Source organism: Paraburkholderia sp. JPY419, from assembly GCF_050435705.1.
Classification (GTDB): domain Bacteria; phylum Pseudomonadota; class Gammaproteobacteria; order Burkholderiales; family Burkholderiaceae; genus Paraburkholderia; species Paraburkholderia youngii.
Window position 1 is genome coordinate 1239465 of record NZ_JBNDKV010000001.1, and the last position, 26023, is coordinate 1265487.

Consider the following 26023-nt stretch of genomic DNA (forward strand, 5'->3'; position numbering starts at 1 on the left):
AACGGAGAATGGCAGCGTCAGGCGCCCGTGAAAACCGGCTTGCGTTTTTCCATGAAGGCCTTTACCGCCTCCGTGTGGTCGCTCGTTTGACGGGTCAGCGGATTGAGGTCGGTTTCGAGGCGGCATGCGTCTTCGATCGAATTGCCCGCGTTGACGAGGCTCGCCTTCAGGAGCGCCAGCGTCACTGGCGGATAACTCGCGAAGCGCGCCGCTGTCTCGATCGCCGCATCGAGTGCGCCGCCGCTTGCGGCCACCTCGCTGACGAGGCCGAGGCGGCGCGCCTCGGCGGCGTCGACCACATTGCCCCTGAGCATCAGCTCACGCGCCTTGCCGCCGCCGATCTTTTGCGGCAGCGTCCACAGAATGCCGGTATCGGGCAACAGTCCAACCTTGCTAAAGGCACACGAATATCTCGCTGTATCGGCGCTTACCACGACGTCGCATGCGGCAGCCAGTGACACCCCCGCTCCGTAGCACGTGCCCTCTACCGCCGCAACGACGGGTTTCGTGCCCGTATAGATCAGCTTGAAAAGACGCACGCCCACTGCGATGCGCTCACGAAGCGCCAGCAGCGGTGGCGTGGCCGCGTGCATTTCGGACAGGTCGCCGCCCGCGCAAAAATGGCCGCCCGCGCCCGTCAGCACGATCGCGCGGGTATCCGGGTCGTCGTGCATCAGCCGCTGGAACACCTCGGTCAGCGCGAGACGCATCTTCATTGAGAACGCGTTGCGGCGCTCGGGATAGTTCATCGTGACGATGGTCACGTCGCCTTCGCGGCGTAGCTGCACGATCTCGTCCGCAGCCTTTTCTTCCTGCTCGATAGTCATCGCATTGCTCCCTGCGCTCACTCGCCCGTGAAGACCGGTGTGGTCTTTTCCATAAACGCCTTGCAGGCAGCCTGATGGTCTTTCGACTGACGCAGGATGGGCTGAAAGTCGATCTCGGCTCTCAGCGCGCCTTCCATGGTCGTCGCGGCGTTGGTCAGCGCGTCCTTCAGCAGCGCCACGCCGAGCGGCGGCAGCTCGGCGAGGCCGCGCGCCACTTCGATTGCCTTCGCGCGCGCAGTACCCGGCTCGACGACTTCGTTCGCAAGGTGGATCTTTACGGCCTTGTCTCCGTCGATCTCGGTGGCGAGCGAGAGCATCTCTCGCGCGCGAGCCATGCCGATGCGCTTCGGCAGCGTCCACAGAATGCCGGTATCCGGAATCAGACCTACACGCAGAAACGCCGCGCAAAACCGCGCAGTCGAAGCGGCGACGACGTAGTCGGTCGCCACCGCGAGCGACAGACCGGCGCCGAAGGCCACGCCTTCCACCGCCGCCACGACCGGTTTCGGTCCAGCCTGCATTTCCCGCACCACGACGCACGACTCCGCCAGGATCTCGCGGCTTTGCAGGATCGTGCGCTTCGTCATCTCGGAGATGTCCGCGCCCGCGCAAAAGTGCTCGCCCGCGCCCGTGAGGACGATTGCGCGCGAATCCGGATCGTCGACCATCAGCCGATGCATGGTGTCGCGCAGCAACTGGCGCATCTGGCGTCCCATCGCGTTGCGGCGCCGGGGATTGTTCAGCGTCACGATCGCGACGGGTCCCTCGCGGGTCACCTCGATCAGCGACGTCACTTCGTTTTCTGCCGTTTGTTTTTCGCTCATATTGCCTTCCCTCAGTCGGCCACGAATACCGGCTTGCGCTTTTCCATGAAGGCGCTCACCGCCTCCTGGTGTTCGCGGCTGCGGCGCAGGATAGGCTGCAGGTTGACTTCGGTTTCGATCGCATCGTCGAGCGTGCGGATGCCCGTCGCGAGCGCGGCCTTCAGGTGCGCGGTGGCCACCGACGGCAGTTCCGCGTACTGTTGCGCCACCTTCAATGCGGCGTTCAGCGCCTCGCCGGGCTCTACGACCTGATTCGCAAAACCGGTTTCGCCTGCTTCGACGCCATCGAACTCGCGCGCGCTCAGCATCAGTTCGCGTGCAAGACCGCCGCCCACGCGCTGCGACAGCGACCAATAGAGCCCCGTATCGGGCAGCAGCCCCACCTTGACGAACGCGCTCGCATATCGCGCGGCCGACGACGTGACGACGTAGTCGCAAGCGGCGGCGAGCGAGAGGCCGGCGCCGAACGCAAACCCCTCGACGGCCGCGACAACCGCTTTTGGTCCTTCGACCATCAGCCTGAAAATATCCAGTGGCAGTTCATTGCGCTGGCGGTATTCGAGTACCTTGCGCGCCTGCATCTCCGAAATGTCTCCGCCTGCGCAAAACGTATTGCCTGCGCCGGTCAATACGATCGCACGGCAAGTCTCCTCGTGGTGCATCAGGCGATAAAGCTGCGCGCACAAGGTCTCACGCATCTTTAGCGAAAACGCGTTGCGCCGTTGCGGATAGTTCAAAGTGACGATCGCGATCGCACCGTCTTGCCGGACGTGTACGATCTCGGCTGCATCGTTGCTGGTCTCTTCGCTCATCTGTCCGTCTCCTGTCGATCAGAGTCGGCGCTGTAGCACTTACTCTGATCCCATGCAAAGCTGTTGACAGTGACCCTGGCGGGCGGCGTGTCTTACAGCGTTTCCTGTGTTCCGAGAATCACCGTGGCCTGGCTCGACAGCACGCCGCCGTTGCCGTGCGCGATCGCCAGCTTCGCGCCGGGGATCTGGCGCTCGCCGGCGCGGCCCGTCAATTGCCGCATCGATTCTTCCATCAGAAAGAGTCCATACATGCCGGGGTGAACGCAGGACAGACCGCCGCCGTTGGTGTTCACCGCCAGCCGGCCACCCGGCGCGATGCCGCCGTCCGCTACGAAGTGGCCGCCTTCGCCTTTAGCGCAAAAGCCGAGGTCTTCGAGAAACAGAATGGTGTTGATCGTGAAAGCGTCGTAGAGCATCGCGACGTCGATATCGCCTGCTTTCACGCCCGCCATCTCATACGCACGCCGGCCTGATTCCGCTGCGGCGGTCACCGTGAGGTCCGGCATGCTCGCGATTTCGCGGTGCGAGGTGGCCGAAGCTGCACCCAATAGATATACCGGCTTGTCGGTCAGATCGCGCGCCCGATCGGCGCGCACCATGACGACCGCCGCCGCGCCATCGGTCACGAGGCAGCAATCACGCACGGAAAGCGGGTCGGACACGAGGCGTGCGCTCATCACATCTTCGATCGACAACGGCGTACGCATGTACGCTTCGGGGTTGAGCTGCGCCCACTTGCGCGCGGCTACGGCCACTTCGGCGAGATGCTCGCGCTTCGTGCCGTACTGATGCATATGCCGCGCCGCCGCAAGCGCATATGACGAAACCGGATTCATCGGCTTGTACGGGCTCTCCCACGGCGAGGGGCGCGACGATTGCACCAGCTTGCCCGCCGCGCTGCGCTGATTGCTTCCATATGCGATCAACGCAACGTCGATCTGTCCCGTACACAACGCCATGGCCGCGGTGTGCGCGTATATTTCGAACGCCGAGCCGCCGCTTCGATTGTTGTCGGTGAACCTCGGGTTAATACCGAGGTATTCGGCAAACGTGAGGCCCGAGAGCATGTCGTCCGGCGTACACACGAAAAGCCCGTCGACATCGCCAGGCGTCAGCCCTACCTGAGCCAGCGCGTCAACGGAGGCACGCGCAGCAAGATCCAGCGACGACAAGCCAGGTGCTTCCCCAATGCCATAGGTGGCGCCTGCCACCAGTGCGGTACGCCCGCGCAAGTTGAATTCCATCGATCTACCTTTCATCGGTGCGACCGGCTCTTGACGGCCGGTTGCGGTTAGCGGGCGTCAGGCTGGTTCGAACACAAGCAGTGCCGCATCTCCCCGGTACACGATCTTCGCCTGCACGGGCATACCAATGCGCACGGCCTCTGGCTCGATGCCCTCTACACAGCTGAGCATGCGCACACCTTCTTCCAGATCGATCACGGCGACGTTGTAGCTTGGCGTGGGCGATTTCTGGCGCACCACGGTGGTGGAATAAACCGTGCCATTCCCGCAGGCTTCGACCCATTCGAGGTCGCGCATCCCCGTAACCGGCTCAGCTACGCGCGGGTAGAACACATAGCGACCGCTGCTGCGGCTACGCTGGATCATCAAGCGGCCCTCGGCCAGAAACTTCTGATAATCGACTTCAGGACAAAGAGAGTCCATTCCCCGCTCCTCCAAATCGTTTTGCCACGGGCTCGCGCCGAATCGAGCCACTCTGTCGGGTCAAAATGGAACACATAACCGAACACTGTTCCAAATCTTAAACGGATTGGAAGGATGCTGTCAACGCCGGAAAACCCCCGCCACGCCCCGTCGCGCAAGGCTGCCACTACATCCCGACCAAATTGCTGGCGCACCTCGGAGAAACCCGCGGCCGCAGGTTTCAGCGCTTGACGACCGGCAAGCGATTCGTTTAATTTATCGAACATTGTTCAATTACCTGAAGAGACCGGCGTGAGTCGGAAGAGGTCGGCGGGGGCGACGTGTCCCTCTCCGGTGACGAATCCGGGGCCGCCCCAGAAAAACCGCTAGCAAGAGAGCTCGAAGTGACATACGAACTAACAGACGACCAGGTTCAGATCCGCGACCTCATCCGCCGCGTCACAAGGGAGCGCGTGGCGACACGCGCCGACGAGATCGACCGTACGGCCGAGTATCCGCACGATATGTACGCTCTGCTCAAGGAACTGGGCCTCTTCACGCTGCCGTTTCCCGAAGCGTATGGCGGCGCTGGAAGCCTGATGTCGGCCTGTATCGCCGTCGAGGAATTCGGGCGGGTTTGCTACAACACGGGCTATCTGCTGGTCGTGCAATGGACGCCGTTCGGAGCGATTCTCGAAGGCGGCACCGAAGAACAGAAGGCTCGCCTTCTGCCTGGACTCGCCTCCGGCGACTTGCGGGGCGCTCTGTCGATTACCGAAGCGCAAAGCGGCTCCGACGTCTCGGGCATTCGCACCACGGCACGCCGCAAGAACGGCGGATATGTGCTCAACGGCTCGAAGATCTGGTGCACGAATTCGCATATCGCCGACTTCATTCTGGTCGCCGCGAAGACGCTCGATGAAGAAGGACAGCCGCTCGGCATCAATCTATTCATCGTCGATCGCAACACGCCGGGTCTGACGATCGGCAACGAAGAAGACAAGATGGGCGCGCGCGGCGTCCCGTCGTGTCCGCTTTATTTCGACGACGCTTTCATCCGCACGGAAGATCGTCTCGGGCCCGAAGGCGGCCAGGGGTTCAAGGTGGCAATGGAGACGCTCAACACGAGCCGCCCCATCGTGGCCGCGCGCGCGGTAGGCATCGCGCAGGGCGCGATCGATCACACCGTCAAATTCATTCAGGACCGCGTTGCATTCGGTCAGAGCATCAGCAACTTTCAGGGCGTGCGCTGGATGATCGCTGACATGGTCACCCAGACCGAGGCTGCGCGCCAGCTCGTCTATCGCACGGCGTCGCTCGTCGACGCGGGCGTCAGAGGCCGTGAACTCGCCCCCATGGCGGCGATGGCGAAGATGTTCGCATCGGATGTCGCGATGAAGGTCGCGACCGACGCCGTACAGCTTTTCGGCGCCGCGGGCATCTCCAACGAGTACCCGATCAATCGATATTTCCGCGACGCGAAGGTGGTGCAGATCATCGAGGGCACCAACCAGATTCAGCGCAACATCGTCGCGGACAACGTGCTCGGCCGCATCAAGAAGAACTGACGACGACAGCTGATCTAACAATCGAGCGACAACAACAGAGGACAGGCAATGGTAGAAATCGAAACGGTTGGACTGGGGATTCACTGGGAGGATCTGCCCGTTGGACGCAAGTTCAAGACCGTAGGCCGGACGGTCACGGAAACGGACGTCGTGAATTTTGTCTCGGTGACTGGCATGCTGGAAGTCCTGTTCACCAACACCGAGTTCTTGCGCGAGCAATCCGCCATCAAGGGCCGTGTCGCGCCGGGAGCGCTGGTGTTTACGCTCATGGAAGGGCTGCTCACGCAGGCCACCATGCAGGGCGTCGGCTTTGCGTTCCTGAACATGGAGCTCGACATCAAAGGCCCGACCTACGTGGGCGACACGATCCATGTCGAATGCGAAGTGATCGAATGCCGGCCTAGCAAGGGGCGTCCCGGCCTCGGGCTCGTGCGCACCCGCAACCGCGTGGTCAAGCAGGACGGCACGGAAGTGATGGTGTACACGCCGCTCAGGCTCGTTAAGGGCAAGGAGTACAAGGCCTGAGCATGGAAAATCCACAACAACCTCTCGAACAGGCGACCGGCCCGCTAGCCGGTGTCCGCGTGATCGATCTGACCATCAACGTGCTCGGTCCGGTCGCCACACAGTTGCTCGGCGACATGGGCGCGGACGTCATCAAGATCGAACCGCCCGAAGGCGACCAGAACCGCAAGAACGGTCCCGGCCGCAATCCCGACATGGCCGTGTTCTATACGATCATGAACCGCAACAAGCGGAGTGTGATCCTGAATCTCAAGCTGGCCGAATGCCGCGAAGCGCTGCTCAAGCTCGTCGAGACCGCCGACGTGATCGTGCACAGCATGCGCCCGAGCGCGGCCGAGCGCCTCGGCATCGACTATCAGACGGTGCGGGCGCGCAATCCGCGCATCGTCTATGCGTCGGGCGCGGGCTATCGAATCGACGGTCCCTACAAGGACCGCCCCGCTTTCGATGACGTGATCCAGGGCGAGAGCGGCATCGCCTCGATGAACCGCGACACGGACGGCTCGCCGCGCTACTTCCCCACCGTGATCGTCGACAAGTTCTGCGGCTACGTGCTGGCGTCGTCGATCGGCATGGCGCTCTATCACCGCGAGCGGACCGGTGTCGGCCAACTCGTGCATGTGCCGATGTTCGAGACGATGCTGCAATTCAATCTGTTCGAGCATCTTTGGGAAGGTGCACTGGGCTCCAATGACGGAACCGGTCTCGGCTACCCGCGCATGTTCTCGCCGCACCGCCGGCCCTACGCGACAAAAGACGGGCATATCTGCCTGCTCGCCGTGAACAACGAGCAATGGCGCCGCGTGCTGTGCGCAATCGATGCCGCGCATCTGCTCGAGGACCCGCGCTTCTGTCACATGACCGAGCGCATGCGCAACATCAACGAGCTGTACCGCATCGTCGGCGACGCGATCCGCAACAAGACCACCGCGGAATGGAACGCGATCTTCGCCTCCGCCGACGTGCCGCACGGCCCGGTACGCGACCTGAAAGACCTGATGCACGACGCGTACATCAAGGAGACCGGCTTCTTCCAGCGTTTCGAGCACCCAACCGAAGGCGACATGGTAATGACCTCGATACCGGTGCACTTCTCCGAGTCGCCCGGCAACGTTCGCTATCTGCCGCCGAATCTCGGCGAGCACAGCATCCAGGTTCTGATCGAAGCGGGTTACAGCGAAGACGAAGCCAGCGCGCTGCTCGCCCGGGCCACGGGCAAAGCCGACGAAGTTTCCGAAGCGCTGAGCAAGGATTAACTGGCGCGAAAGCGCCTCGCATATCACGGAGGGAATCAATGAAGGGGCTCAAGGAGAAGGTCGTCATCGTCACCGGCGCCGCAGGCGGAATCGGAACGGCCATCAGCAAACGGTTCGGCGAGGAAGGCTCGACCGTCGCGCTGTTCGATCTGAACGAAGAGGGCGCGGCGCGTGTTGCGGCGGAGATCGAAGCAGCGGGCGGCAAGGCGCGCGCGTACCGCGTCGACATCACGGACCATGAAGGCGTGCATGCCGCGGTGGCGAGAGTCGAAGAAGAACTGGGACCAATCGAGGTTCTCGTGAACAACGCCGGATGGGACATGGGAGCATTTTTCCTGCAAACCGAGAAGCCGTTCTGGGACAAGGTGGTTGCGATCAACCTGTACGGACCGCTGAACATGCACCATGCCGTGCTGCGACGGATGTCCGAGCGCGGCCGCGGCCGTGTCGTCAATATCTCGTCGGATGCGGGGCGCGTGGGCTCCTCGATGGAAGCGGTGTACTCGTTCTGCAAAGGCGGCCTGATCGCATTCACGAAGACGATGGCGCGCGAAATGGCTCGCCAGATGATTCCCGTCAACGTCGTTTGCCCGGGTCCCACCGCGACCCCTCTTCTCGACAACCTCGCGCAAGGCGAGAAAGGCGAGCGCATCAAGGCGGCCCTCGTGAAGGCCGTACCGTTCGGCCGCATGGGCGACCCGAGCGACATCCCGGGCGTGGTTGCCTTCCTCGCGAGTGACGACGCCGCCTTCATCAGCGGCCAGGTCATCAGCGTGTCTGGCGGTTTGACGATGGCCGGCTAAAAGGCACCGCTGCCGCAAACAACCAACAACATTGGACTACGACATGGAATTCAAGGACATCAGCTATCAGGAGGCGGATGGGATCGCGACGATCACCATCAATCGCCCGAAGGTCTACAACGCATTCAGCGCCAACACCGTCGAAGAGCTCATCAAGGCTTTCGGCCTCGCGGGATGGAACAAGGATATCGGCGTCGTCGTGCTCACGGGTGCCGGCGACAAGGCATTCTGTACGGGCGGCGACCAGTCCGGCGACGGCTACAACGGGCGCGGCACCGTCGGTCTGCCGATCGAGGAACTGCAAAGCATCATCCGCGACATTCCGAAGCCCGTGATTGCCCGGGTGAACGGCTACGCAATCGGCGGCGGCAACGTGCTCGTGACGATCTGCGATCTCGCCATCGCTTCCGAGACCGCGGTGTTCGGCCAGGTCGGACCGAAGGTCGGGTCGGTCGATCCCGGTTTCGGTACCGCCTACCTCGCGCGCATCGTCGGCGAGAAGCGCGCGCGGGAAATCTGGTATTTGTGCCGCAAATACAGCGCGAAACAGGCGCTCGACTGGGGGCTCATCAATGCCGTCGTGCCGCCCGAACAGCTCGACGCCGAAACGAAGAAGATGTGTGACGAGATTCTGCAGATGAGTCCCACCGCTATTGCGCTGGCGAAGCGTTCGTTCAATATCGACACCGAGAATATCCGCGGTATCGGCGCATTCGCAATGCAGGCGCTCGCGATGTACTACGACACGGACGAATCGAAGGAAGGCGGCAATGCGTTCCGCGAAAAGCGTAAGCCGGAGTTCCGAAAGTACGTGAAGTAAGTGAAGAAGAAGCGTGGGCGACGGGCGTGCGAACCGCCGCCCGCCCACCTGGCTCGAGTAGTGAGGGGCCATGCTGGCCGCTTCAACGATCGGCGATCTCGATCCATCGTCCGCTCCGGCCGGACTCGATCACCGCCTCCACTACCCGGTGCGCGTGGGCAGCCTCTTCGAAGCTCGGCGAGGGTGTGCGCTCGTGCTTGATCGCTTCGAGCATGTCGTGAAACATCCAGCCCATCGACACCATGTACGACGGAGCATTCTGTTTCGAGAACCCCGTTCCCGGCACCGCGAAATAGTGCTCCGGGGTTTCGAGCCATTCGCCCGCGGCCGTACCGAACTCGAACGGCTCCGGCTTGCCCGCATAGAGACGCGATGAAATGCCATCGCCGAACGTAGGATCGACGTAGAGCAGGCGTCCTTTCGTTCCCCACAATTCGGCACGAATGCCGGGGCCGTCGGCGACTGCCCAGCTTGTCTGGATCGTGCCCAACGCGCCGTTTTCCATGCGCAACACGCCGCAGCCGAGATCGGCGGTGTCTGGCGCGTACGTGCTACCGTCCGGCAAACGCCATTGCTTGATGCCCGTCGTGTCCGACCCGGTCGCCGCCTTCACCCGGCCGAGCAATGGCATCAGAAACAGGACCATGTGGCTGCCGAAATTGCGCCATGCGCTGCCGCCGCTTGTGGATTCGGCTAACCACTTGTACGGCGACACGCCGCCGCCAGGATAGGAGGCATGGGGATAAATGAAACCGTCGTGGTTACGCAATGGCTGAAGAAGCTGAAAATTGAAACCGAGTGGCTCGCCAAGGAAGCCCTCTGAAACAAGCTTCAGCATGTGCATCGCCGCGGGCACCCAGCGGAACTGCGCGTCGACCACACCGACCAGCCCTTTTTTCGCGGCCAGTTCGCTCTGCGCGAACGCATGTTCCGTATCGACCGCGAACGGCAGCGCGTCATAGACGTGCTTGCCCGCGTTGAGCGCGGCCATCACCATGTCATAGCGATACGAAGGCCGGCTGCCGACATCGATGATGTCGAGAGTGGAATCGGCGACGAGATCCGCGACGTCCCAATAGGCGCGCGGCACGCCGAAGGCTTTCGCCGCTGCTTCGGCGGTCTCGCGGTGCGCGGTGCAGACTGCCGCCACCTCCACATCCGGCAACAGCCGCCAGGCGCTGCCATGCACTTTCAGGCTCCAGTTGGCGCCGATGATGCCGATTTTGCGTGTCACGATCGTTTCTCCATGTCTCGTTGCTCCCTGTCGTTGGTCAAAGGCCTGTCGGGTCCAGCCGCCGCTTTGCCTCGGCGCGATAGGCGCTGATGATCGATTCGAACTCTCCCCAAACGCTTTGCGGCTGGTCGAAGTGCGTCGTGTCATCGATTTCGGCCAGATGTCGCTCGATGTCTTCCGGCGTAGGAGGGCGGCCGTGCTGGCTCAACCACCCATCGGCCTCGCCGACGAAAACGCGTGCGAACCGCCCGCCCGTAGCCGTATACAGCGCGCGATTGGCCTTGCACCGTTCACTTGCCAGCCATATCGCCATCGGCACGACAAATTCGTTGCGGATGCCCGCCGCGACCAGTGCGAAATCTTCCGGCATACCGTCATGGAAATCGGCAGGCCATTCATCGCTGCCCTGACCGAGCCGGCTGGCGCCGCACGGCAGCAACGCGTTGACCTGAATGCCGTACTTCTCGCCTTCCGCGCCGATACTGTTCATCAGCCCCACCAAACCCGCTTTTGCGGCACCGTAGTTGGCTTGCCACACGGAACCAAACATCGCGGATGCGGAACTGGTCAGGACGATTCGCCCATATTTCGCGGCCTGCATCGCGCGCCACGCTGGCTGGCCCACATAAAATGCGGCCATCAGGTGAACGTCCATGATCGAGCGAATCTGCTCGTCGGTGAGTTCCTCAAATGGCGCGTTGCGTAGAAATCCGGCGTTGTGAATGAGGACATCGACCCTGCCGAATGCATTCAGCGCGGCGTCCACGATTGCAGTTCCACCGGCTCTCGTCGCGCAACTTTCATGGCAGGCGATCGCTTTGCCACCTGCGGTTTCGATTTCTTCGACGACACCCAGAGCCGAGCTCCGGGCACCGATGTCCGACAGCACGTTGCCGCGCGGATCGGTTCCCAGATCGTTCACGACGACGGCGGCGCCACGCGCCGCCAACGCCTTCGCATAGTCGCGGCCCAATCCGCTTCCCGCGCCAGTCACGATCGCAACGCGGCCGTCGAAGCGGATTGTCGAATCCGCATCCGACACGCCCTGCGCGTTCATGCCGGCGCTCCGACATCGACGCGCAGTCGCTGCAGCTTCATGCTCTTGATATGCCACTTGCCGTCGATCTTCTCGTAGGTCTCGACATAGTGGCCGTAGCCGTGGAGCGTGCGATTCGGATATCCCGAGTCCGCTTCCCAGCGCAACATGTCTTCCATCGCCCAGATGCCGCTCGCCGTCGTGCCCGACGTGATTTCGATTTCCGGACAATGGCCGTGATGAACACTCACGCATTCCGCAAGAGGAACACTGACTGCCTGTTCGATCTTTTCCCTGCCGACGAGAATGCATCCGGGCACGTCATCGCTGATATCGAACCGGGCATCAGGCGCGAACACGGATTTGAATCCGTCCCAGTTCTTTGTGTCGATGCAACGGAAATAGCGCGCTTTGAGTTGCTTGATCTCCTCGATTGCAACGAGCTTTTCGATGTCGGTCACTCGGGTTCCTCCATTGATCGACGCGGTCGCATCGGAGTCTTTATCGAAACCCGCTATCGCGTGTTCCGCTGATTGCCTTGATGTTCTTGATCAACAATAGCACCGCCAGTACCATTATTCAATACATGAGATTGCGACACGCTTCGGTCGCGCACATCACCAAACGAAAGGACAAGGCGAATGGGTATTCTGGATCGCAGAGGCGCACTTGAAGGTCGCAGAGCGGTGTTGATTGGCGGCGCCGCAGGAATTGGAAAAGCGGTCGCCCTGGCACTAGGCGAGGCCGGCGTCGATCTCGCTTTGTGCGACATCGATGACGAAGGCATTGCGGACACATCGGCGCAATTGCGAGCGCTCGGCCGCCGCGTGTTCGGCATGCACGCGGATGCCACACAGCCAGAGCAGCTCGCGCAGTTCTATGATGCGACTGCGGGCTTCTTCGATGCGATCGATCTACTCGTGAACGTGGTTGGCGGCACTCGTATGCAGCCCTTCATGGAACGCACGCAGCGCGATTGCGCGGACGACATTCAGCGCAACTTCGGCTACGTGATTGAATCCATGCGTCACGCAGTGCCGCTGTTGCAGCGCGGCGGCCGTGGCGGCTCGATCGTGAACTTTACGACCATCGAAGCGCATCGCGGCGCCGGCGGCTTCGCAGTCTACGCTGGCGCGAAGGCCGCAACGACCCACTTCTCGAAGGCAATGGCCTGGGAGCTCGGGCCGCTCGGAATCCGCGTGAACCTGATTGCGCCCGACACGACGCCCAGCGCGGGCAATGCCGCGGCTATTCCCGAACCCTGGCGCTCGCTCAACGCCGATGCCCCGCCCGAGTGGTGGGCGAAGGCCTTCGAGATGTACATCCCGTTGCAAGCTCCTCCGAGTGCGGACGATCTGGCGAATGCCGTATTGTTCCTCGCGTCTGATCTTGCGAAATCGGTCACGGGTCAGGTGCTGCATGTGGATGGAGGCGCCGCGGCCGCCCTCGGCATGTTGCGCTGGCCATACGACGATGGCGCAACGCTCCCCGTTCCGATGGGCGGCACCTTGCGCAAACTGTTTGGCTAATGCCGTAACGAAAATCGCGACTACTTCCGATCCATTGCGCGCGGAAGTATGCCGTCGAGGAACAGCGTAAGCGCGAGCTCTAGCGCGGCATGCCGCTCTTTATCGCGAAGCGGCTCGCCAAGGAAGCTGGCGAGGCCGCCACTCGTCAGCGCGCCAAAGCACGCGGCCGCCGCGCGCGGATCGGAGACCACGATCTTTCCGTTGATTGCCAACGCAGTGAGATAGTCAGCGATCGGAGCCAACGCCCTGTCTTGCTGATCGACGACGTCTTCGAGCATCTCGTTCAGTTCTTCTCGCGCCTCGCTTACCGCCCTCCACATCGCGCGTATGCTCGGGTCCGCATGGTAGGACTGGATGATTTCCCCATAGTCGCGCAGCACGGAGCGCGGCGAACGACGTGCGTCGGTGGACACGTTGGTGAGCGGATCGAGCAGCAGCGGAACGCCGCGCTCCATCGCCGCGCGCAGCAGGCCCGCCTTGCTTCCATAGCGCCGGTAGATCGTAGACTTGCTCGCGCCAAACGATGCCGCAATGCCGTCCATCGTCGCGGCTCGATAGCCGACGGCCATGAACTGTTCCAGCGTATGGTCGAGCAGTTCGTCCTGGCGCCTCTCTGCATCGGCCTTGAATGGGCGACCCCGTTTTGCGCGTGGTAAAGCCTCCCCCTTACGCGCGGCTCGCGACCTTTTCTCTGCGCTCATGACTTGTCGATAGATGATGCGTATGGTTCGCCGGTATTGGAACCACTTCGCGTCAGATTGTAGCCTGGGGGTCGCAACCGCCTGAGCCTCGTGACGGGCTGCTGCTCGCTCTATCGTCGCCGCGCTGGTCGTCTAGGTCATCAGTCTGTTCAACCGGCTCGACGCCGCCACCGCGTCGTCGATGATCTCATCGAAAATTGCCTCGACCTTGCGGACCGCGTCAGCAAAGACCGCGGCGTGCCCGTAGTCGATCATGCCTTTGCGTGTGTCGCCAGTCACGTAAGCCTCGTGCGCGAGCGCGCCCATCACGTGCGGACGGAACCGCTCGAACTCGCTTACCTGCGCACGATCCAGTTCCATGACCGCCTCGGCGCTCTCGTTGCGCAGCACGCGGTGGTGATCGCGAATCGCAGACTTGACCACGACGCTTTCGCTGCCGTCGCCCGCCACGACCTTCGCTTTGACCTCGGGATGAATCCATAGCTCCTCGGCGACCATCATGCGAGTACCCATCAGGACCGCGTCGGCGCCCATCGCGAGCACCCCTGCAAGCTGCCGCCCGGTGCCGATGCCGCCGCCGATCACGACCGGCAAGCCGATTTCCCGCGGCGCCTGCGCGGCCTGCACGATGCTGCCGATCTGGTAGACGCCTGGATGACCGCCGCATTCATTACCGACGACGATCACGCCGTCGACGCCCATCCGCGCCGCCGTATGTGCATAGCGCACGGCGGGCACCTTGTGCAAAACCTTGATGCCCGCCTCCTTGAGCAGCGGCACGACCGCTTCCGGGCTCGCACCGGCCGTCTCCACGCAGGCAACCTTCTCTTCGATCAGAATGCGGATCTGTTGCTTGACCCGCTCCACGCCACCCGCTTGCCGCGATATGTACAGATTGACGCCGAAGTTCCTGGCACCGGTGAGCTCACGGCAGGTGCGCAACTCATTGCGGAATTCGTCGGAATCGGGAAAGCCCGCGCCGACAATGAAGCCCATGCCGCCTGCGTTGACCACCGCCGCGACATACCGTGCGTCGGATACGCGCGGCCCGAGACCGCCGCAAAGAATCGGGTGGCGAATACCGAGCAGATCGGTGATTCGCGTGCTGAACGTGTGGGGGCGCACGATGCCATTTCCTCCCGCACGTCAGCGAAACGAAATCGTGTGGCCGCCATCCACCGCGATCGTCTGGCCGTTGATATAACCGCCCGAAGGCGAAGCGAGCATCACGGCGAGCCCGGCGATCTCCTCGACCTCGCCGAAGCGCTGCGACGGATTGCGGCCACGGTACCATTCGACCATCGCCGCGTCCTCCCATTGCGATCGCGCCATCTCGGTCTTGAACGTTCCGGGCGCGATGCAATTGGCGGTGACGCCCTTTGCTGCGAATTCCATCGCGAGGTTTCTCACGAGCTGCATGTCGGCGGCTTTGGTGAGCCCGTAAGTTCCCGTCGCGGCATCACCGAACAATCCGACCACGGATGCCACCGAAATGAAGCGGCCATAGCCACGCTCGATCATGCCGGGCACGGTCAATTGCGCGAGCCAGATATTGCTCTGAACGTTGACCTGCATGAACTTGTTGAACGTTTCGTCTTGCAGATCCAGGGTGGATCCGATCCACGGATGAATCGCCGCATTGGCCATCACGATATCGACTCGGCCCCACTCGCCGTTCGCCGCGGCCACTAGTTCTTGCAGTTCGGCTTTACGGCCGATATTGCACGCGAACGGCATGGCCACGCGGCTGCCGATCTTATCGTTGATGGTTTGCGCCGCAGTTTCGCAGGCGTCGGCGTTCCGGCCGGAAATGACGACTTTCGCGCCGTGCTCCGCCATGCCGAGGGCGCTGGCGTAACCGATGCCGCGACTCGATCCGGTGACGATCGCGACCTTGTCGGTGAGGTCGAATAGTGATGAGCGCATTGGTACTCCACGAAATGAGCGGAGGGATGAACACGAGACTCGGCGAGCGGAATTAGCCTTGCTTGCGTTTCTGCTGAGCGATGAAAGACGACGCGATCTGATGATGCTCGTTGCTGAGCGTCGCCGCCAACTGCCGCGCAAGCGTCGTGTCGAGCATCTGCGCCGCGCTGCGATGAAGATGCAGGTTCATCAGCTTCTTGGTTTCGCGCAGCGCATTGCGCGGTTGCTTGAGCAGTTTTTCAGCAAGCGCCAAGGCCTCGTTCATCAGCTTTTCAGGTTCGACGACACGATTGGCAAGACCGAATTCGACCGCCTGCTGCGGTGTGATGCGCTCGCCGGTGAAGATCAGTTCTTTCGCTCGCAACAGACTGGTGTAGAGCGGCCACGCCACGGAGATCCCATCACCGACGACCAGACCGATGTTGATATGCGGTTCCGCGAGAAACGACTTCTCCGACATCAGAACGATGTCGCACAAGGTCGCCATTGTCGCGCCCCAGCCGACGGCCGGCCCGTTGACCGCAGCGATCAGCGGAATCGGCACGTCGATGAAGCCGTGTATCGTTCGACGCGCGTTCTCCTGGACCTGCGCGGCGAACTCGGGGTCGTCGAGCGTCTTGACAAAGTGATTCATGTTTCCGCCAGCGCTGAAAGCTCGTCCCGCACCGGTGAGAATGCCGACACACGCGTCGGGGTCCGAGGCTAGCGCAGCAAAAAGCTTGGGATAGCTGAACAGCATCTCCGTGGTCGACGCGTTCAGATCGTCTGGCCGATTGAGCGTGATGATGCGCAGGCCGCCGGCGGCTGTCACCTGAATATCGTCTGGAAGATCGTAGAGATTTGCCATGCGGGTACATACGTCCCTTGAGTTAAGCGCTTTGGTTGGGCAGCCGGTTATTTCCCCGCCTGCCACGCCATGCCGCCATTCTTTTTTCTTTGCGCCAATGCAGCCTTCTCGATTCGCAAGGCCTCTTCCAGTGAAGTTAGCGCACCCTGATCGATCACACGCTTGACCGTCGCGACGAGATCGGGCCGGCGGCTCGCGATCGTCTTCGCGAGTGAGCTTGCCCGCTCCATCAGTTGACCGTGGCCGACCACCTCGTTGACGAGGCCAATGCGCAACGCCGTGGCCGCGTCAATCGGGTCACTGGTAAAGCTGATCTGCTTTGCCCACCTCGGACCCACGATATATGGCAATCTCGCAGTCATGCCGCCGCCAGCGAGCGCGCCGATTTTCGTATGCGTATCGGCAAAGCGCGCGCGCTCTGACGCGATGATGAAATCGCATCCCATCGCAAGTTCCAGACCGCCAGTAACGGCAGCGCCGTTGACCGCCGCGATCACCGGCTTGGTGATGCGCGGCCACATATCGATCATTTCCGCGACCCACGAGCGCGGCGCATCGGGCGCCGAGAACTCGTTCAGATCGAGCCCCGCGCAAAAGGCCGGATCTGCGCCGGTCACGATCAGCACACGCAGGCTTTCGTCCGCTTCGAAGCGGTTCAACGCGCCGACGAGTGCTTCGGTCAATGCAAGGTTCAGCGCGTTGCGAGCCTCGGGCCGATTCAGTGTCAGCGTAAGAACGGCGTCTTCTCGAGTCACGCCGAGCAAATCGGTTACTTTCGCGTCCATCGCAATTCCTCGATAGGGTTCACGCCAGCGCAGCCAATACCTCGCACTGAATCTGCCGTGCGTAACGATTCAGGTGATAGTCCATGTTGCCGAACAACGCGTCGAGTACCAGATGGCGGCGATAGTGATGGCCCACCTTGTATTCGTTCGTAATGCCGTAACCGCCGTGCAACTGGATGCCTTGCTGCGTCACGAACTTCGCGCTGCGAGTGGTCTGCGCCTTGCAGCCTGAAACCTCGACGCTTCTATTTGGCCCGTTCTCGCTGAGCGCGAGCAATGCGCGATGCAGTGTTGCTCGCGCCTGCATCGCTTCGATCGCCATGTCGGCCATCCGGTGTTGCAGCGCCTGGAAGCTGCCGATCGCGACGCCGAACTGCTTGCGGGTCTTCAAATATTCCGAAGCGAGTTCGATGGCATCCTCCATATCGCCTACGAGTTCCGCACAGATCGCGACGATCGTTTCGTCGACGGCGGCCTGCAGCCCTTCGAAGGCATTGCCCGCTTCGCCTAAGACATCGGATTGCGCCACCACGACGCCTTCGAGCAGCAAGTCGGCCGATGGCGTGCCGTCGAGCAACGCGCAGGTCTTGAGCGTTACACCTGCCTGCTTCGGATCGACGACGAAAATACCGATGCCATCCTTGTCGCCGGCCGCACCGGCCGTGCGTGCGACGACGAGGAGGCGATCGGCGACAGGTGCGCCCACCACGAGCGTCTTGTAGCCATCCAGCCTCCACGTCCCGTCGGTGGTCTTCGTGGCGGTGGCCGTCACATAGTGCACCTGGCCTCGCGCCTCGCGTTCGCTGTGCGCGACCGCACAAACAGCCTCCCCCGAGACGATCTCGGCAAGCAGCGTCTCGCGCTGCCCTTCGCGCCCACAGCGAGTCACCAACGACGCGGGAAACACACCGCACATCGCATACGGTTCCAACACCAGCGCGCGGCCCATCTGCTCGGCCACAATGGCGCTTTCGACGGGCGAGAAACCGAGCCCGCCCATTTCCTCCGGAACGGCGATACCGAGCCAGCCCATTTCGCCGAGCGTGCGCCACGTGTCGCGCGAAAAGCCTCCTTCTTTCGAGGCCAGATTGCGGCGATGTTCGAACGTATAGCTCTTTTGCACAAAGCGCTGCGCGCTTTCCAGCAGCATCCGCTGTTCGTCGCTCAACTCAAAATCCATGCTGCACCCTCTTTCTGCCGGCAATTGATGCGATTCCCCCCAACGGGAATCGACGGATGTTCGTGGATCGACTCGAGCTCACAGGTCGAACATCGCCTTGGCGATGATGTTTCGCTGAATTTCGGCCGTTCCGCCATAGATCGTGCAAGCACGTCGATAGAAAACCTCTGCCGCGAGGCCCGGCGCGTACTCGGGCCCGATAAACGACGAGTCGCGCAGCGCTCGCTCTTCGTTCGGATCAGGATAGAACACGGCACCGTAGTCGCCGATCACCTCGAGCAGCATCTCAGTCAGCTTTTGATGGAGCTCCGAGCCTCGCACCTTTAGCATGGAGCCGATTGCCATTCCGCCGCTGCGCTCGTCGATCCCTTGATGCAGGATCTTCTGCACCGCCATGTCGATGGCGCGAACCTCCAGCTCATACTGCGCAAGACGTGCCGCAAACGTCGGGTCCTGGATCAACGGCTTGCCGGCCGCGTGCTCGCGCGACGCGTAGTGCCGGATCTTGCGCAGATAGCGCTTGAGCGCCGGGGCCTCGGCGCCGAGGAACGCGCGCTCGTTGAAGAGCAGAAATTTCGTATACCCCCAGCCCTTGTTCACTTCGCCGATCAGGTTTTCGGCGGGCACACGCACGTTGTCGTAGAACACTTCGGCAAGGTGGTTGCAGCCGTCGAGCGAGCCGATCGGTCGCACGGTAACACCCGGCGACGTCATGTCGAGCAGCAAAAAGGAAATGCCTTTTTGCGGCTTCGCTTCGGTATCCGTGCGCACCAGCACGAAATTCCATTGGCCAGAGGTGCCAAAGCTGGTCCAGATCTTCTGCCCGTTGACGATGTAATGGTCTCCATCGCGAACCGCCGTCGTACGCAGCGACGCGAGATCGGAGCCCGAGCCCGGCTCCGAAAAGCCTTGTACCCAGAACACTTCCCCGCGTTGAATCGGCGGCAGAAAGCGGCGCTTCTGCTCTTCATTGCCGAACTCGCAAATCACCGGGCCAACTAGCGACACACCCGCCTGGTTCTGCGCCGGCGCCCCCGCCAGATAGCACTCTTCTTCGAATATGTAGCGCTGCATCGCGCTCCAGCCTGTGCCGCCGTCGGCAACCGGCCAATGCGGCACCGACCATCCGCGCGTCTCATGCAGAATGCGGGTCCAGCGCTGCGAATCGTCGTCGCCTGCGAGAAACCCCTGCTGCCCGCGAAAGGCCATATCCGCCGGCAGATGCTGCTTGAGAAACGCCCGAACTTCTGCACGGAACGCCATGTCCGCGGGGTCTACGCGAAAATCCATTGTTTAGCTTCCAGCGTTTTCAGTACGTTGAACTCGATCTGCATCCGCTGCCGCGGCAGCGTTACCGACCAGGGTGCGCGGCGTGGGCGGCACGCAATAGAGCTCGTCCACGACGCCACGACGCCGCTCGAGCACATTGCGTTGGCTGATTGCGCTCTTCGCGCTCAATTCGCCGTTATCGAGCGTCGGCTGCTCGCTTTCGAGCACGATGCGGACAATGCGGGCCGAGCTACCGCCAGCACGCGCGGCGAGCTTGTCGAGCCCCGCCTGGAAGAAGGCGCGCACGCCGCGGCTGTTGATGATCTGGTCGACGTCCGGCATCGGATCGTGAAGGTCGTCGCAAAGCGCACGGCACGCTTCGATGTCGGGGAAGACGAGCGCGCTCAGGTATTCGCGGTCGTGCCCGGCGATCACGATGTCGCGCGCATACGGGCCAAACACGTTCAGCGCGTACAGTCGCAACTCCGCGACGTTGACCCATGTACCCGTGGATAGCTTGAAGTTCTCCGCGATGCGTCCGTCGAAACGCAGTCCAAGTTCCAGACGCTGCGGGTCGATGAAGGTTGCGGCGTCACCCGAGCGGAAATAGCCCTCGTCGTCGAACGCGGCGGCGGTGCGGTCGGGATCTTTCCAGTAGCCGGGCGTCACACAGTCGCCGAAAAAGCGGATTTCCAGCTTCTCGTCCACCGGAGCCACTTTCACTTTGACGCCGGGCACGGGCAAGCCCGCAATCGCCTCGCGTCGCGGATCCCAGGCTGCCGACATTGGCGTCGGGCCCGCTTCCGTGCCGCCGATGCCCGACATGATAAGAACACGCTGGCCGATGGTTCGCACCGCGAGCTCGTCGAGTTGCGCCCAGATGTGCTTCGGCAGGCTAGCGCCGCCGTAGTAGATGAGCGCGAGCTTGCTGAAGAATTTTTTGCGCAGCGCGTCGTCCGCCTTCAGATGCGGAATCAGCGAGGCCAGCCCTTGGGGCGTATTGAGGTAGACGACCGGTGCGATTTCGCGCAACGCCTGCACCGTCGGACCAATTTCCTCCGGCGTCGGCTTGCCTGGGTCCAGGTAGTACGTACCCCCGCCATACAGCACCATGCCGAAGTTGTGCGTGCCGCCAAAGGTGTGATGCCACGGCAGCCAGTCGACGAGATCCGGTGGCCCATCCTGAAGAAACGCGAACACCTGGGCGACTTGCTGTCGATTGCTGCACAACATGCGCTGCGGGTAGATGACGCCTTTCGGTGCGCCCGTCGTTCCCGAAGTAAACATGATCTTGCCCACCGTATCCGGGCCGACCGCGTTGAACGCTTTTTCGACGTCGGCCGTAACCGGCGTCTTCAGCCAATCGGCGACACGCGAACCGGCACGCCCCTCCGGCAACGGACCGACGACGACACATTCGACGTCGCCGAACACCTCGCGCAATGCACGGCCATATTGCGCGCCGTCATCAGCGAAGACGAGGCCGGGCGTGCATACGGCAGCGAGTTGCCTGAGCTTCGAAAAGTCCTGCGACAAGAGCGAGTATGCAGGCGTCACCGGAATATAGGGAACCCCGACGTGCAATGCGGCGAGCGCGAACAGCGCGTGTTCGAAGCTCCGATCCGAAAGAATCATCAACGGACGGGACGGCGACAAGCCTCGGTCGAGCAACGCCTGCCCCAGCGCACGCGCGCCGTCGAACGCCTGCCGATAGGTCAGGGACTCCCATGACTTGCCGTCCGGCGTCCGCCGCGCAAGCAGCGCACGCTCGGGTGTGACACTCGCCCAGTGTTCGAGCCGCTCCGTCAAGCGGACGGGATACGGTTCGAGCGGTTCCTTCAGTTCATACATCACGCTTCCATCGGGCCTTCGCTCGACGATCGCGTCCATGCTGCCGAGGCGGACCGGGCGAAACGGCACATCCATCAGGGCATCGTGCGAAGCCGTACCTGCATCCATCTGAATCGTCCTGTTGTTATCTGGCAAGTCATGTCCCGCGCGCGCTCGCATCGCCATCCGATACACGCAAAATCTCGCGGATCAAGACAAACCAATAATTGAACGTCGATCATCATGTTGAACCAGCATAGCGCGAAATCGAACCCGCGTCTATCCGTTGTCACCCACAAGGAAGCCGGATATCCAACCCGCGATCCGGCGCGAATGAAGCACGAAATGCTCGGCACCATCTCATCCTTGCGCACTGCACAATTGCGTGGACACGAAAGCGAAAATGCGCTACTTTTCGAACGGCATTCATATTGTTAAACACGAACCGGATCGTAACCGATTCTCGGGACCAAGGAGCCATCATGTCGGATGAGGTCGTCGTCACCGCTGCCGTTCGCACCGCTATTGGAGATTTTGGTGGCGCGCTATCGAGCGTTCCGCCCACGACGCTCGGCGCAACCGTCGTTCGCGCGCTGCTCGAGCGTACGAATCTGCCGGGTGAAGATGTGGGTCATGTGGTGTTCGGCAACGTGATCCATACCGAGCCTCGCGACATGTATCTCGCGCGCGTCGCCGCGATGGAAGGCGGCGTCAGCGCCGAAGCACCGGCGCTGACGCTCAACAGGCTGTGCGGCTCCGGCCTCCAGGCAATCATCTCCGCCGCCCAGGCCATCGCGCACGGCGACACCGAAATTGCGATCGGCGCAGGTGCGGAAAGCATGTCGCGCGCAGCCTACGTGGCCACCGGCGCGCGTTGGGGTTCGCGCATGGGCGACATCCGTCTGATCGACATGATGGTCGGCGCGTTGACTGATCCGTTCAGTGCTTGCCATATGGGCGTAACCGCAGAGAACGTCGCGAAGAAGTACGGCATCACGCGCGACGATCAGGACTCGCTCGCCGTCGAATCGCACCGCCGCGCTGCGCAAGCCATTCACGACGGCAACTTCCGCGAGCAGATCGTGCCGGTCGCCCTGCGTACGAAAAAAGGCGAAATCGCTTTCGATACCGATGAGCATGTGCGGTCGGGCACGACCCTCGCCGATCTCGCCAAATTGCGCCCGGCGTTCCAGAAAGACGGTACGGTCACGCCCGGCAATGCGTCCGGTCTCAATGACGGCGCCGCAGCTGTCCTGCTGATGGCCCGCCGCACCGCCGAACAACGCGGCCTTCGTCCTCTTGCGCGACTGGTCTCTTGGGCTCACGCGGGCGTCGACCCGCAATTCATGGGCATTGGTCCGGTGCCTGCAACACGGAAGGCGCTGCAGCGCGCGGGTTTGACCGTCGCCGACCTTGATGTGATCGAAGCGAACGAGGCTTTCGCCGCGCAAGCTTGCGCGGTGGCGAAGCAACTGGAATTCGACAGCGCCAAGGTCAACCCGAACGGGTCGGGTATTTCGCTCGGTCATCCGATTGGCGCGACCGGCGCCGTCATTGCGGTCAAAGCCATTCACGAGTTGCATCGTTGCGGCGGCCGCTATGCGCTCGTGACGATGTGCATCGGCGGGGGCCAAGGCATCGCGGCCATCTTCGAGCGCATTTAAGGCTTTTCGCAGCGTTATCCGTTCAACCAGAGGGAGAGACGTGGTACGTCCCGAACAACTGCTTCACCCGCAACGACAGCCGGCGGCGCCACGCCCCGCTGCGACGATGCTCCTGGTCCGCGACGCGCTGTACGAAGGTTCGCCAACCATCGAAGTGCTGATGACACGACGGTCGGCGCAGGCGAGCTTCGCGCCGGGCGCGTTCGTCTTTCCCGGCGGAGCGATCGACTCCTCCGATGCACGAATCGCCGGCAGCGCACGACGGCGCGCCACGCAAGACGATACGCAGGCGGTTCAGGCCGTGGCTGCCATTCGGGAAACATTCGAAGAACTCGGCGTGCTGCTGGCATGGCGACACGACGGTGTGCTCGTCGACGACCACGACATTGCGAAGCTCGAGCGGGCAACAGCGATCGAGGACCATTGCTCGCAGCATGGGCTCACGCTCGCTGCGGATTGCGTTTATCCGCTTGCTCATTGGATCACCGACCGTGATCTGCCGCGGCGCTTTGACGTCCGGTTTTTCGTGGCGCGCATGCCGGTCGATCAAACCGCGGTCGCGGACGGCGCCGAGCAGTTCGAACCCTTGTGGGTCCGCCCCGACGAGGCGCTGGCACGCCATGCCGCTGGCGACTTCGCGATGATCTTTCCAACGGTGCGCACGCTCGAGCGCCTTCGCTCGTTCGACTCGGTTGATGCACTGCTCGCCGCGTGTAGGGTGGAAAAGTCACTCTGGAGCAGTTGTCCGCGTGGTGGGATGAAATCAGGCAGTGTCATGCGGTGCATGGAAGGCGATGCCCCATACGGCGAACTGCGCCTCGTGTGCCCCGATGGCCAGGTGCTCCACTGTCTCGATTGGCGATCCACAGAAGCGATCCCACTCCTGCGAAACGTGATGCGATTGACCGCGACGAACGGCGGGTTGATGACCGGTCCAGGCACGAATAGCTACATCGTCGGCACGGCGACGACTGGCTTCGTCGTCGTCGATCCGGGACCAGGCGACCAGGCGCACCTTCAACGCATCTTCTCGGCAACGGGCGGCGACATTCGCATGATCGTCTGCACGCACTCCCACGTGGACCATGCGCCCGGAGCGAGGCCGCTGCAGTCCATGTGCCCGCACAAGCCACCCATCCTCGGCGTGCCGTCCGGACCTGCCGCCAAGGCAAGCAATCACTTCGTCCCCGACCGTGAATTGCTCGACGGCGAGGTGCTCACGCTTGCGCATGACGGACAGACGCATCGATTGCTGGTGGTCTCGACGCCCGGGCACGCAAGCAACCACGTGTGCCTGGTCCTTCTGGAGGACGGACTGCTATTCAGCGGCGATCACATTCTGAATGGCAGCACGACCATCATCGATCCTCCGGACGGCAATATGACGGCGTACCTTGCGTCACTAGACCGACTCGACGCGATCTGTACCGAACGTGAGATCGAATTTATTCTCCCCGCACACGGGTACGTGCTCGACCGTGCGCGTGACCAGATCGCGCGCCTCAAGGCACACCGGTTCGCCCGGGAAGCCAAGATCGCCGACGCGGTCAAGGCGCTGCCGAGCGGTTCGATCGACGATTGGCTGCGGCTTGCTTACACCGATGTTCCCAAAAGACTGTGGCCAGCCGCTTCCCGGTCGCTGCTGGCTCATCTGGAGCGGCTCGACGAACACCGTCATCTGACCGCGCGCGCGTGCTTGCGCTCGTAATGCCTGTATCGGCTGTCCACTCCCCCCTGAATCTCATGCGCGGGCAGCCGCATTCGATTGCCGTCTTCTTTCGACTTCAGCTCTCTGCTGCGAGCGCGGTCAGCCGGCCATGAATGAGTGCGCGCGCCTCCATGACCATCCGATTCACGAGTTCCGCACAGGTGGGAATATCTTCGATAAGCCCGATTGCCAGACCGGCCGGGAACGTTCCATCTTCCGTATCGCCCGTCTCGTACATACGCTTGCCGCGCTCCCCGCTGACGAGCGGCTTGAGATCCGCAAACGTCGCACCCTCTTTATGCTCCAGTTCCAGCACTCGCTCCGCTACCGAATTCCTGAAGATACGCGACGTGTTCTTCAGCGTGCGGAAGATCAATGCCGTATTGCGCTCATCATGCTCTACGAGCTTGCGCTTGACGTTCTCGTGAATCGGCGCCTCCCGGGTTGCCATGAAACGCGTTCCCATGTTGATCCCATCCGCGCCGAGCGCGAGTGCGGCGACCATGCCGCGCGCATCGGCGATGCCACCCGAGGCAATCATCGGGATGCGCAGCTTCGCGGCCGCGGCCGGCAACAGGACCAGATTCGGCACGTCGTCCTCACCGGGATGGCCGGCGCATTCGAATCCGTCCACGCTCACGGCGTCGCACCCCAACGCCTCGGCTTTCAGCGCGTGACGCACCGACGTGCACTTGTGGATCACCTTGATTCGCGCAGCCTTGAATGACGGCATATATGACTCGGGATTGCGTCCCGCCGTCTCGACGATCTGCACACCGCTCTCCACGACCGCTTGCACGTACTCGTCGTACGGCACCGGCTTGATCGTCGGCAGGATTGTCAGGTTCACGGCGAATGGCCGATCCGTCATCGAGTGAACGCGAGCTATCTCGTTGCGCAGTGCCTCCGGTGTGGGCTGAGTGAGGGCGGTGATGGTGCCGAGCGCACCGGCGTTCGAGACAGCAGCGGCCAATTCCGCGCGGCCCACCCACATCATGCCCCCTTGAACAATCGGGTATCGAATCCCAAGCAACTCTGTAATGCGCGTTTTCATCTGCTGATTCCTGTGTAAGTGCATCCTGATTCGTCAACGTGCAGCGGTCGAGCGTCGCGTGTGAAATGCGTCATTCGTTTATATTTACGAACATCGTGCAATTATATACACTCCTCCATTGCCGATGCTCATATGCTGCACTCGCGGACACGCATGTGATTGCACGAGGCATGAACGAT

General features: G+C 62.2%; 25 protein-coding genes. 8 read left to right on the plus strand and 17 right to left on the minus strand.

Going from position 1 to position 26023, the window contains the following annotated elements; translation table 11 throughout:
* Positions 1-17: 17 nt before the first annotated feature.
* The 5 genes from QFZ91_RS05735 to QFZ91_RS05755 form a co-directional block, all read right to left on the minus strand.
* A complete protein-coding gene (locus QFZ91_RS05735; RefSeq protein ID WP_429566548.1) occupies positions 18-827 on the minus strand; it encodes an enoyl-CoA hydratase/isomerase family protein in 810 nt (269 codons plus the stop codon).
* Positions 828-844: 17 nt separating this feature from the next.
* Positions 845-1651, minus strand: coding sequence for an enoyl-CoA hydratase/isomerase family protein (locus QFZ91_RS05740; protein WP_429566549.1), 807 nt, complete (start codon positions 1649-1651; stop codon positions 845-847).
* An 11-nt stretch (positions 1652-1662) separates the two neighbouring features.
* Positions 1663-2463: an enoyl-CoA hydratase/isomerase family protein gene (locus QFZ91_RS05745; RefSeq protein ID WP_429566550.1), complete on the minus strand. Its 801-nt coding sequence runs from the start codon at positions 2461-2463 to the stop codon at positions 1663-1665.
* A gap of 92 nt (positions 2464-2555) precedes the next feature.
* On the minus strand, positions 2556-3707 hold the full coding sequence (locus QFZ91_RS05750; RefSeq protein WP_429566551.1) for a thiolase: 1152 nt from the start codon (positions 3705-3707) through the stop codon (positions 2556-2558).
* A gap of 57 nt (positions 3708-3764) precedes the next feature.
* A complete protein-coding gene (locus tag QFZ91_RS05755; RefSeq protein WP_176378387.1) occupies positions 3765-4130 on the minus strand; it encodes a Zn-ribbon domain-containing OB-fold protein in 366 nt (121 codons plus the stop codon).
* A gap of 383 nt (positions 4131-4513) precedes the next feature.
* Between QFZ91_RS05755 and QFZ91_RS05760 the strand changes: the two genes are divergently transcribed.
* Genes QFZ91_RS05760 through QFZ91_RS05780 form a run of 5 tightly spaced genes read left to right on the plus strand, consistent with a single transcriptional unit; the run spans position 4514 to position 9081 of the window.
* Positions 4514-5677: an acyl-CoA dehydrogenase family protein gene (locus tag QFZ91_RS05760; RefSeq protein WP_429566552.1), complete on the plus strand. Its 1164-nt coding sequence runs from the start codon at positions 4514-4516 to the stop codon at positions 5675-5677.
* Positions 5678-5725: 48 nt separating this feature from the next.
* Positions 5726-6202: a MaoC family dehydratase gene (locus QFZ91_RS05765; RefSeq protein WP_176111382.1), complete on the plus strand. Its 477-nt coding sequence runs from the start codon at positions 5726-5728 to the stop codon at positions 6200-6202.
* A gap of 2 nt (positions 6203-6204) precedes the next feature.
* The gene (locus tag QFZ91_RS05770) at positions 6205-7458 is read left to right on the plus strand and encodes a CaiB/BaiF CoA transferase family protein (RefSeq protein WP_429566553.1); all 1254 of its coding nucleotides are present in this window, start codon (positions 6205-6207) and stop codon (positions 7456-7458) included.
* A gap of 38 nt (positions 7459-7496) precedes the next feature.
* The gene (locus tag QFZ91_RS05775; RefSeq protein ID WP_176111384.1) at positions 7497-8261 is read left to right on the plus strand and encodes a glucose 1-dehydrogenase; all 765 of its coding nucleotides are present in this window, start codon (positions 7497-7499) and stop codon (positions 8259-8261) included.
* Between the two features lie 43 nt (positions 8262-8304).
* Positions 8305-9081: an enoyl-CoA hydratase-related protein gene (locus QFZ91_RS05780; protein WP_176122725.1), complete on the plus strand. Its 777-nt coding sequence runs from the start codon at positions 8305-8307 to the stop codon at positions 9079-9081.
* Between the two features lie 82 nt (positions 9082-9163).
* On the opposite strand, the gene QFZ91_RS05785 is transcribed toward QFZ91_RS05780, so the two are convergent.
* From QFZ91_RS05785 to QFZ91_RS05795, 3 genes are read right to left on the minus strand one after another with little or no spacing between them, the layout of a single operon-like run.
* Complete coding sequence (locus QFZ91_RS05785; RefSeq protein WP_429566554.1) at positions 9164-10315, minus strand: Gfo/Idh/MocA family protein; 1152 nt, start codon at positions 10313-10315, stop codon at positions 9164-9166.
* 37 nt (positions 10316-10352) lie between these two features.
* Positions 10353-11372, minus strand: coding sequence for an SDR family NAD(P)-dependent oxidoreductase (locus QFZ91_RS05790; RefSeq protein WP_429566555.1), 1020 nt, complete (start codon positions 11370-11372; stop codon positions 10353-10355).
* The gene (locus tag QFZ91_RS05795) at positions 11369-11812 is read right to left on the minus strand and encodes a nuclear transport factor 2 family protein (RefSeq protein WP_429566556.1); all 444 of its coding nucleotides are present in this window, start codon (positions 11810-11812) and stop codon (positions 11369-11371) included. The genes QFZ91_RS05790 and QFZ91_RS05795 overlap by 4 nt, the downstream gene beginning before the upstream one ends.
* A gap of 180 nt (positions 11813-11992) precedes the next feature.
* Here QFZ91_RS05795 and QFZ91_RS05800 point away from each other — a divergent pair, with 180 nt between their 5' ends.
* Positions 11993-12880: an SDR family NAD(P)-dependent oxidoreductase gene (locus QFZ91_RS05800; protein ID WP_429566557.1), complete on the plus strand. Its 888-nt coding sequence runs from the start codon at positions 11993-11995 to the stop codon at positions 12878-12880.
* Between the two features lie 20 nt (positions 12881-12900).
* Here QFZ91_RS05800 and QFZ91_RS05805 read toward each other — a convergent pair whose 3' ends face one another.
* The 8 genes from QFZ91_RS05805 to QFZ91_RS05840 form a co-directional block, all read right to left on the minus strand.
* Positions 12901-13581, minus strand: coding sequence for a TetR/AcrR family transcriptional regulator (locus QFZ91_RS05805; RefSeq protein WP_184228899.1), 681 nt, complete (start codon positions 13579-13581; stop codon positions 12901-12903).
* A gap of 132 nt (positions 13582-13713) precedes the next feature.
* Positions 13714-14706: an NAD(P)H-dependent flavin oxidoreductase gene (locus tag QFZ91_RS05810; protein WP_368591436.1), complete on the minus strand. Its 993-nt coding sequence runs from the start codon at positions 14704-14706 to the stop codon at positions 13714-13716.
* Positions 14707-14727: 21 nt separating this feature from the next.
* The gene (locus QFZ91_RS05815; protein WP_429566558.1) at positions 14728-15507 is read right to left on the minus strand and encodes an SDR family NAD(P)-dependent oxidoreductase; all 780 of its coding nucleotides are present in this window, start codon (positions 15505-15507) and stop codon (positions 14728-14730) included.
* A 52-nt stretch (positions 15508-15559) separates the two neighbouring features.
* Positions 15560-16354, minus strand: coding sequence for an enoyl-CoA hydratase/isomerase family protein (locus QFZ91_RS05820; protein ID WP_429566559.1), 795 nt, complete (start codon positions 16352-16354; stop codon positions 15560-15562).
* 47 nt (positions 16355-16401) lie between these two features.
* Positions 16402-17139 (minus strand): enoyl-CoA hydratase, encoded by a 738-nt coding sequence (locus QFZ91_RS05825; protein ID WP_429566560.1) that lies wholly within the window; start codon positions 17137-17139, stop codon positions 16402-16404.
* Positions 17140-17158: 19 nt separating this feature from the next.
* Complete coding sequence (locus QFZ91_RS05830) at positions 17159-18319, minus strand: acyl-CoA dehydrogenase family protein (RefSeq protein WP_429566561.1); 1161 nt, start codon at positions 18317-18319, stop codon at positions 17159-17161.
* Positions 18320-18397: 78 nt separating this feature from the next.
* Positions 18398-19609 (minus strand): acyl-CoA dehydrogenase family protein, encoded by a 1212-nt coding sequence (locus QFZ91_RS05835; RefSeq protein ID WP_429566562.1) that lies wholly within the window; start codon positions 19607-19609, stop codon positions 18398-18400.
* A 3-nt stretch (positions 19610-19612) separates the two neighbouring features.
* Positions 19613-21547 carry an AMP-binding protein gene (locus QFZ91_RS05840; RefSeq protein ID WP_429566563.1) on the minus strand — a complete coding sequence of 645 codons (1935 nt, stop codon included), beginning with the start codon at positions 21545-21547 and terminating at the stop codon, positions 19613-19615.
* A gap of 353 nt (positions 21548-21900) precedes the next feature.
* On the opposite strand from QFZ91_RS05840, the gene bktB reads away from it, so the two are divergent.
* The gene (bktB, locus tag QFZ91_RS05845; RefSeq protein ID WP_176121373.1) at positions 21901-23082 is read left to right on the plus strand and encodes a beta-ketothiolase BktB; all 1182 of its coding nucleotides are present in this window, start codon (positions 21901-21903) and stop codon (positions 23080-23082) included.
* 40 nt (positions 23083-23122) lie between these two features.
* Positions 23123-24790 (plus strand): MBL fold metallo-hydrolase, encoded by a 1668-nt coding sequence (locus tag QFZ91_RS05850; protein ID WP_429566564.1) that lies wholly within the window; start codon positions 23123-23125, stop codon positions 24788-24790.
* A gap of 76 nt (positions 24791-24866) precedes the next feature.
* Here the strand turns inward: QFZ91_RS05850 and QFZ91_RS05855 are convergent, their stop codons facing one another.
* On the minus strand, positions 24867-25844 hold the full coding sequence (locus QFZ91_RS05855) for an NAD(P)H-dependent flavin oxidoreductase (protein ID WP_429566565.1): 978 nt from the start codon (positions 25842-25844) through the stop codon (positions 24867-24869).
* Positions 25845-26023 lie beyond the last annotated feature (179 nt).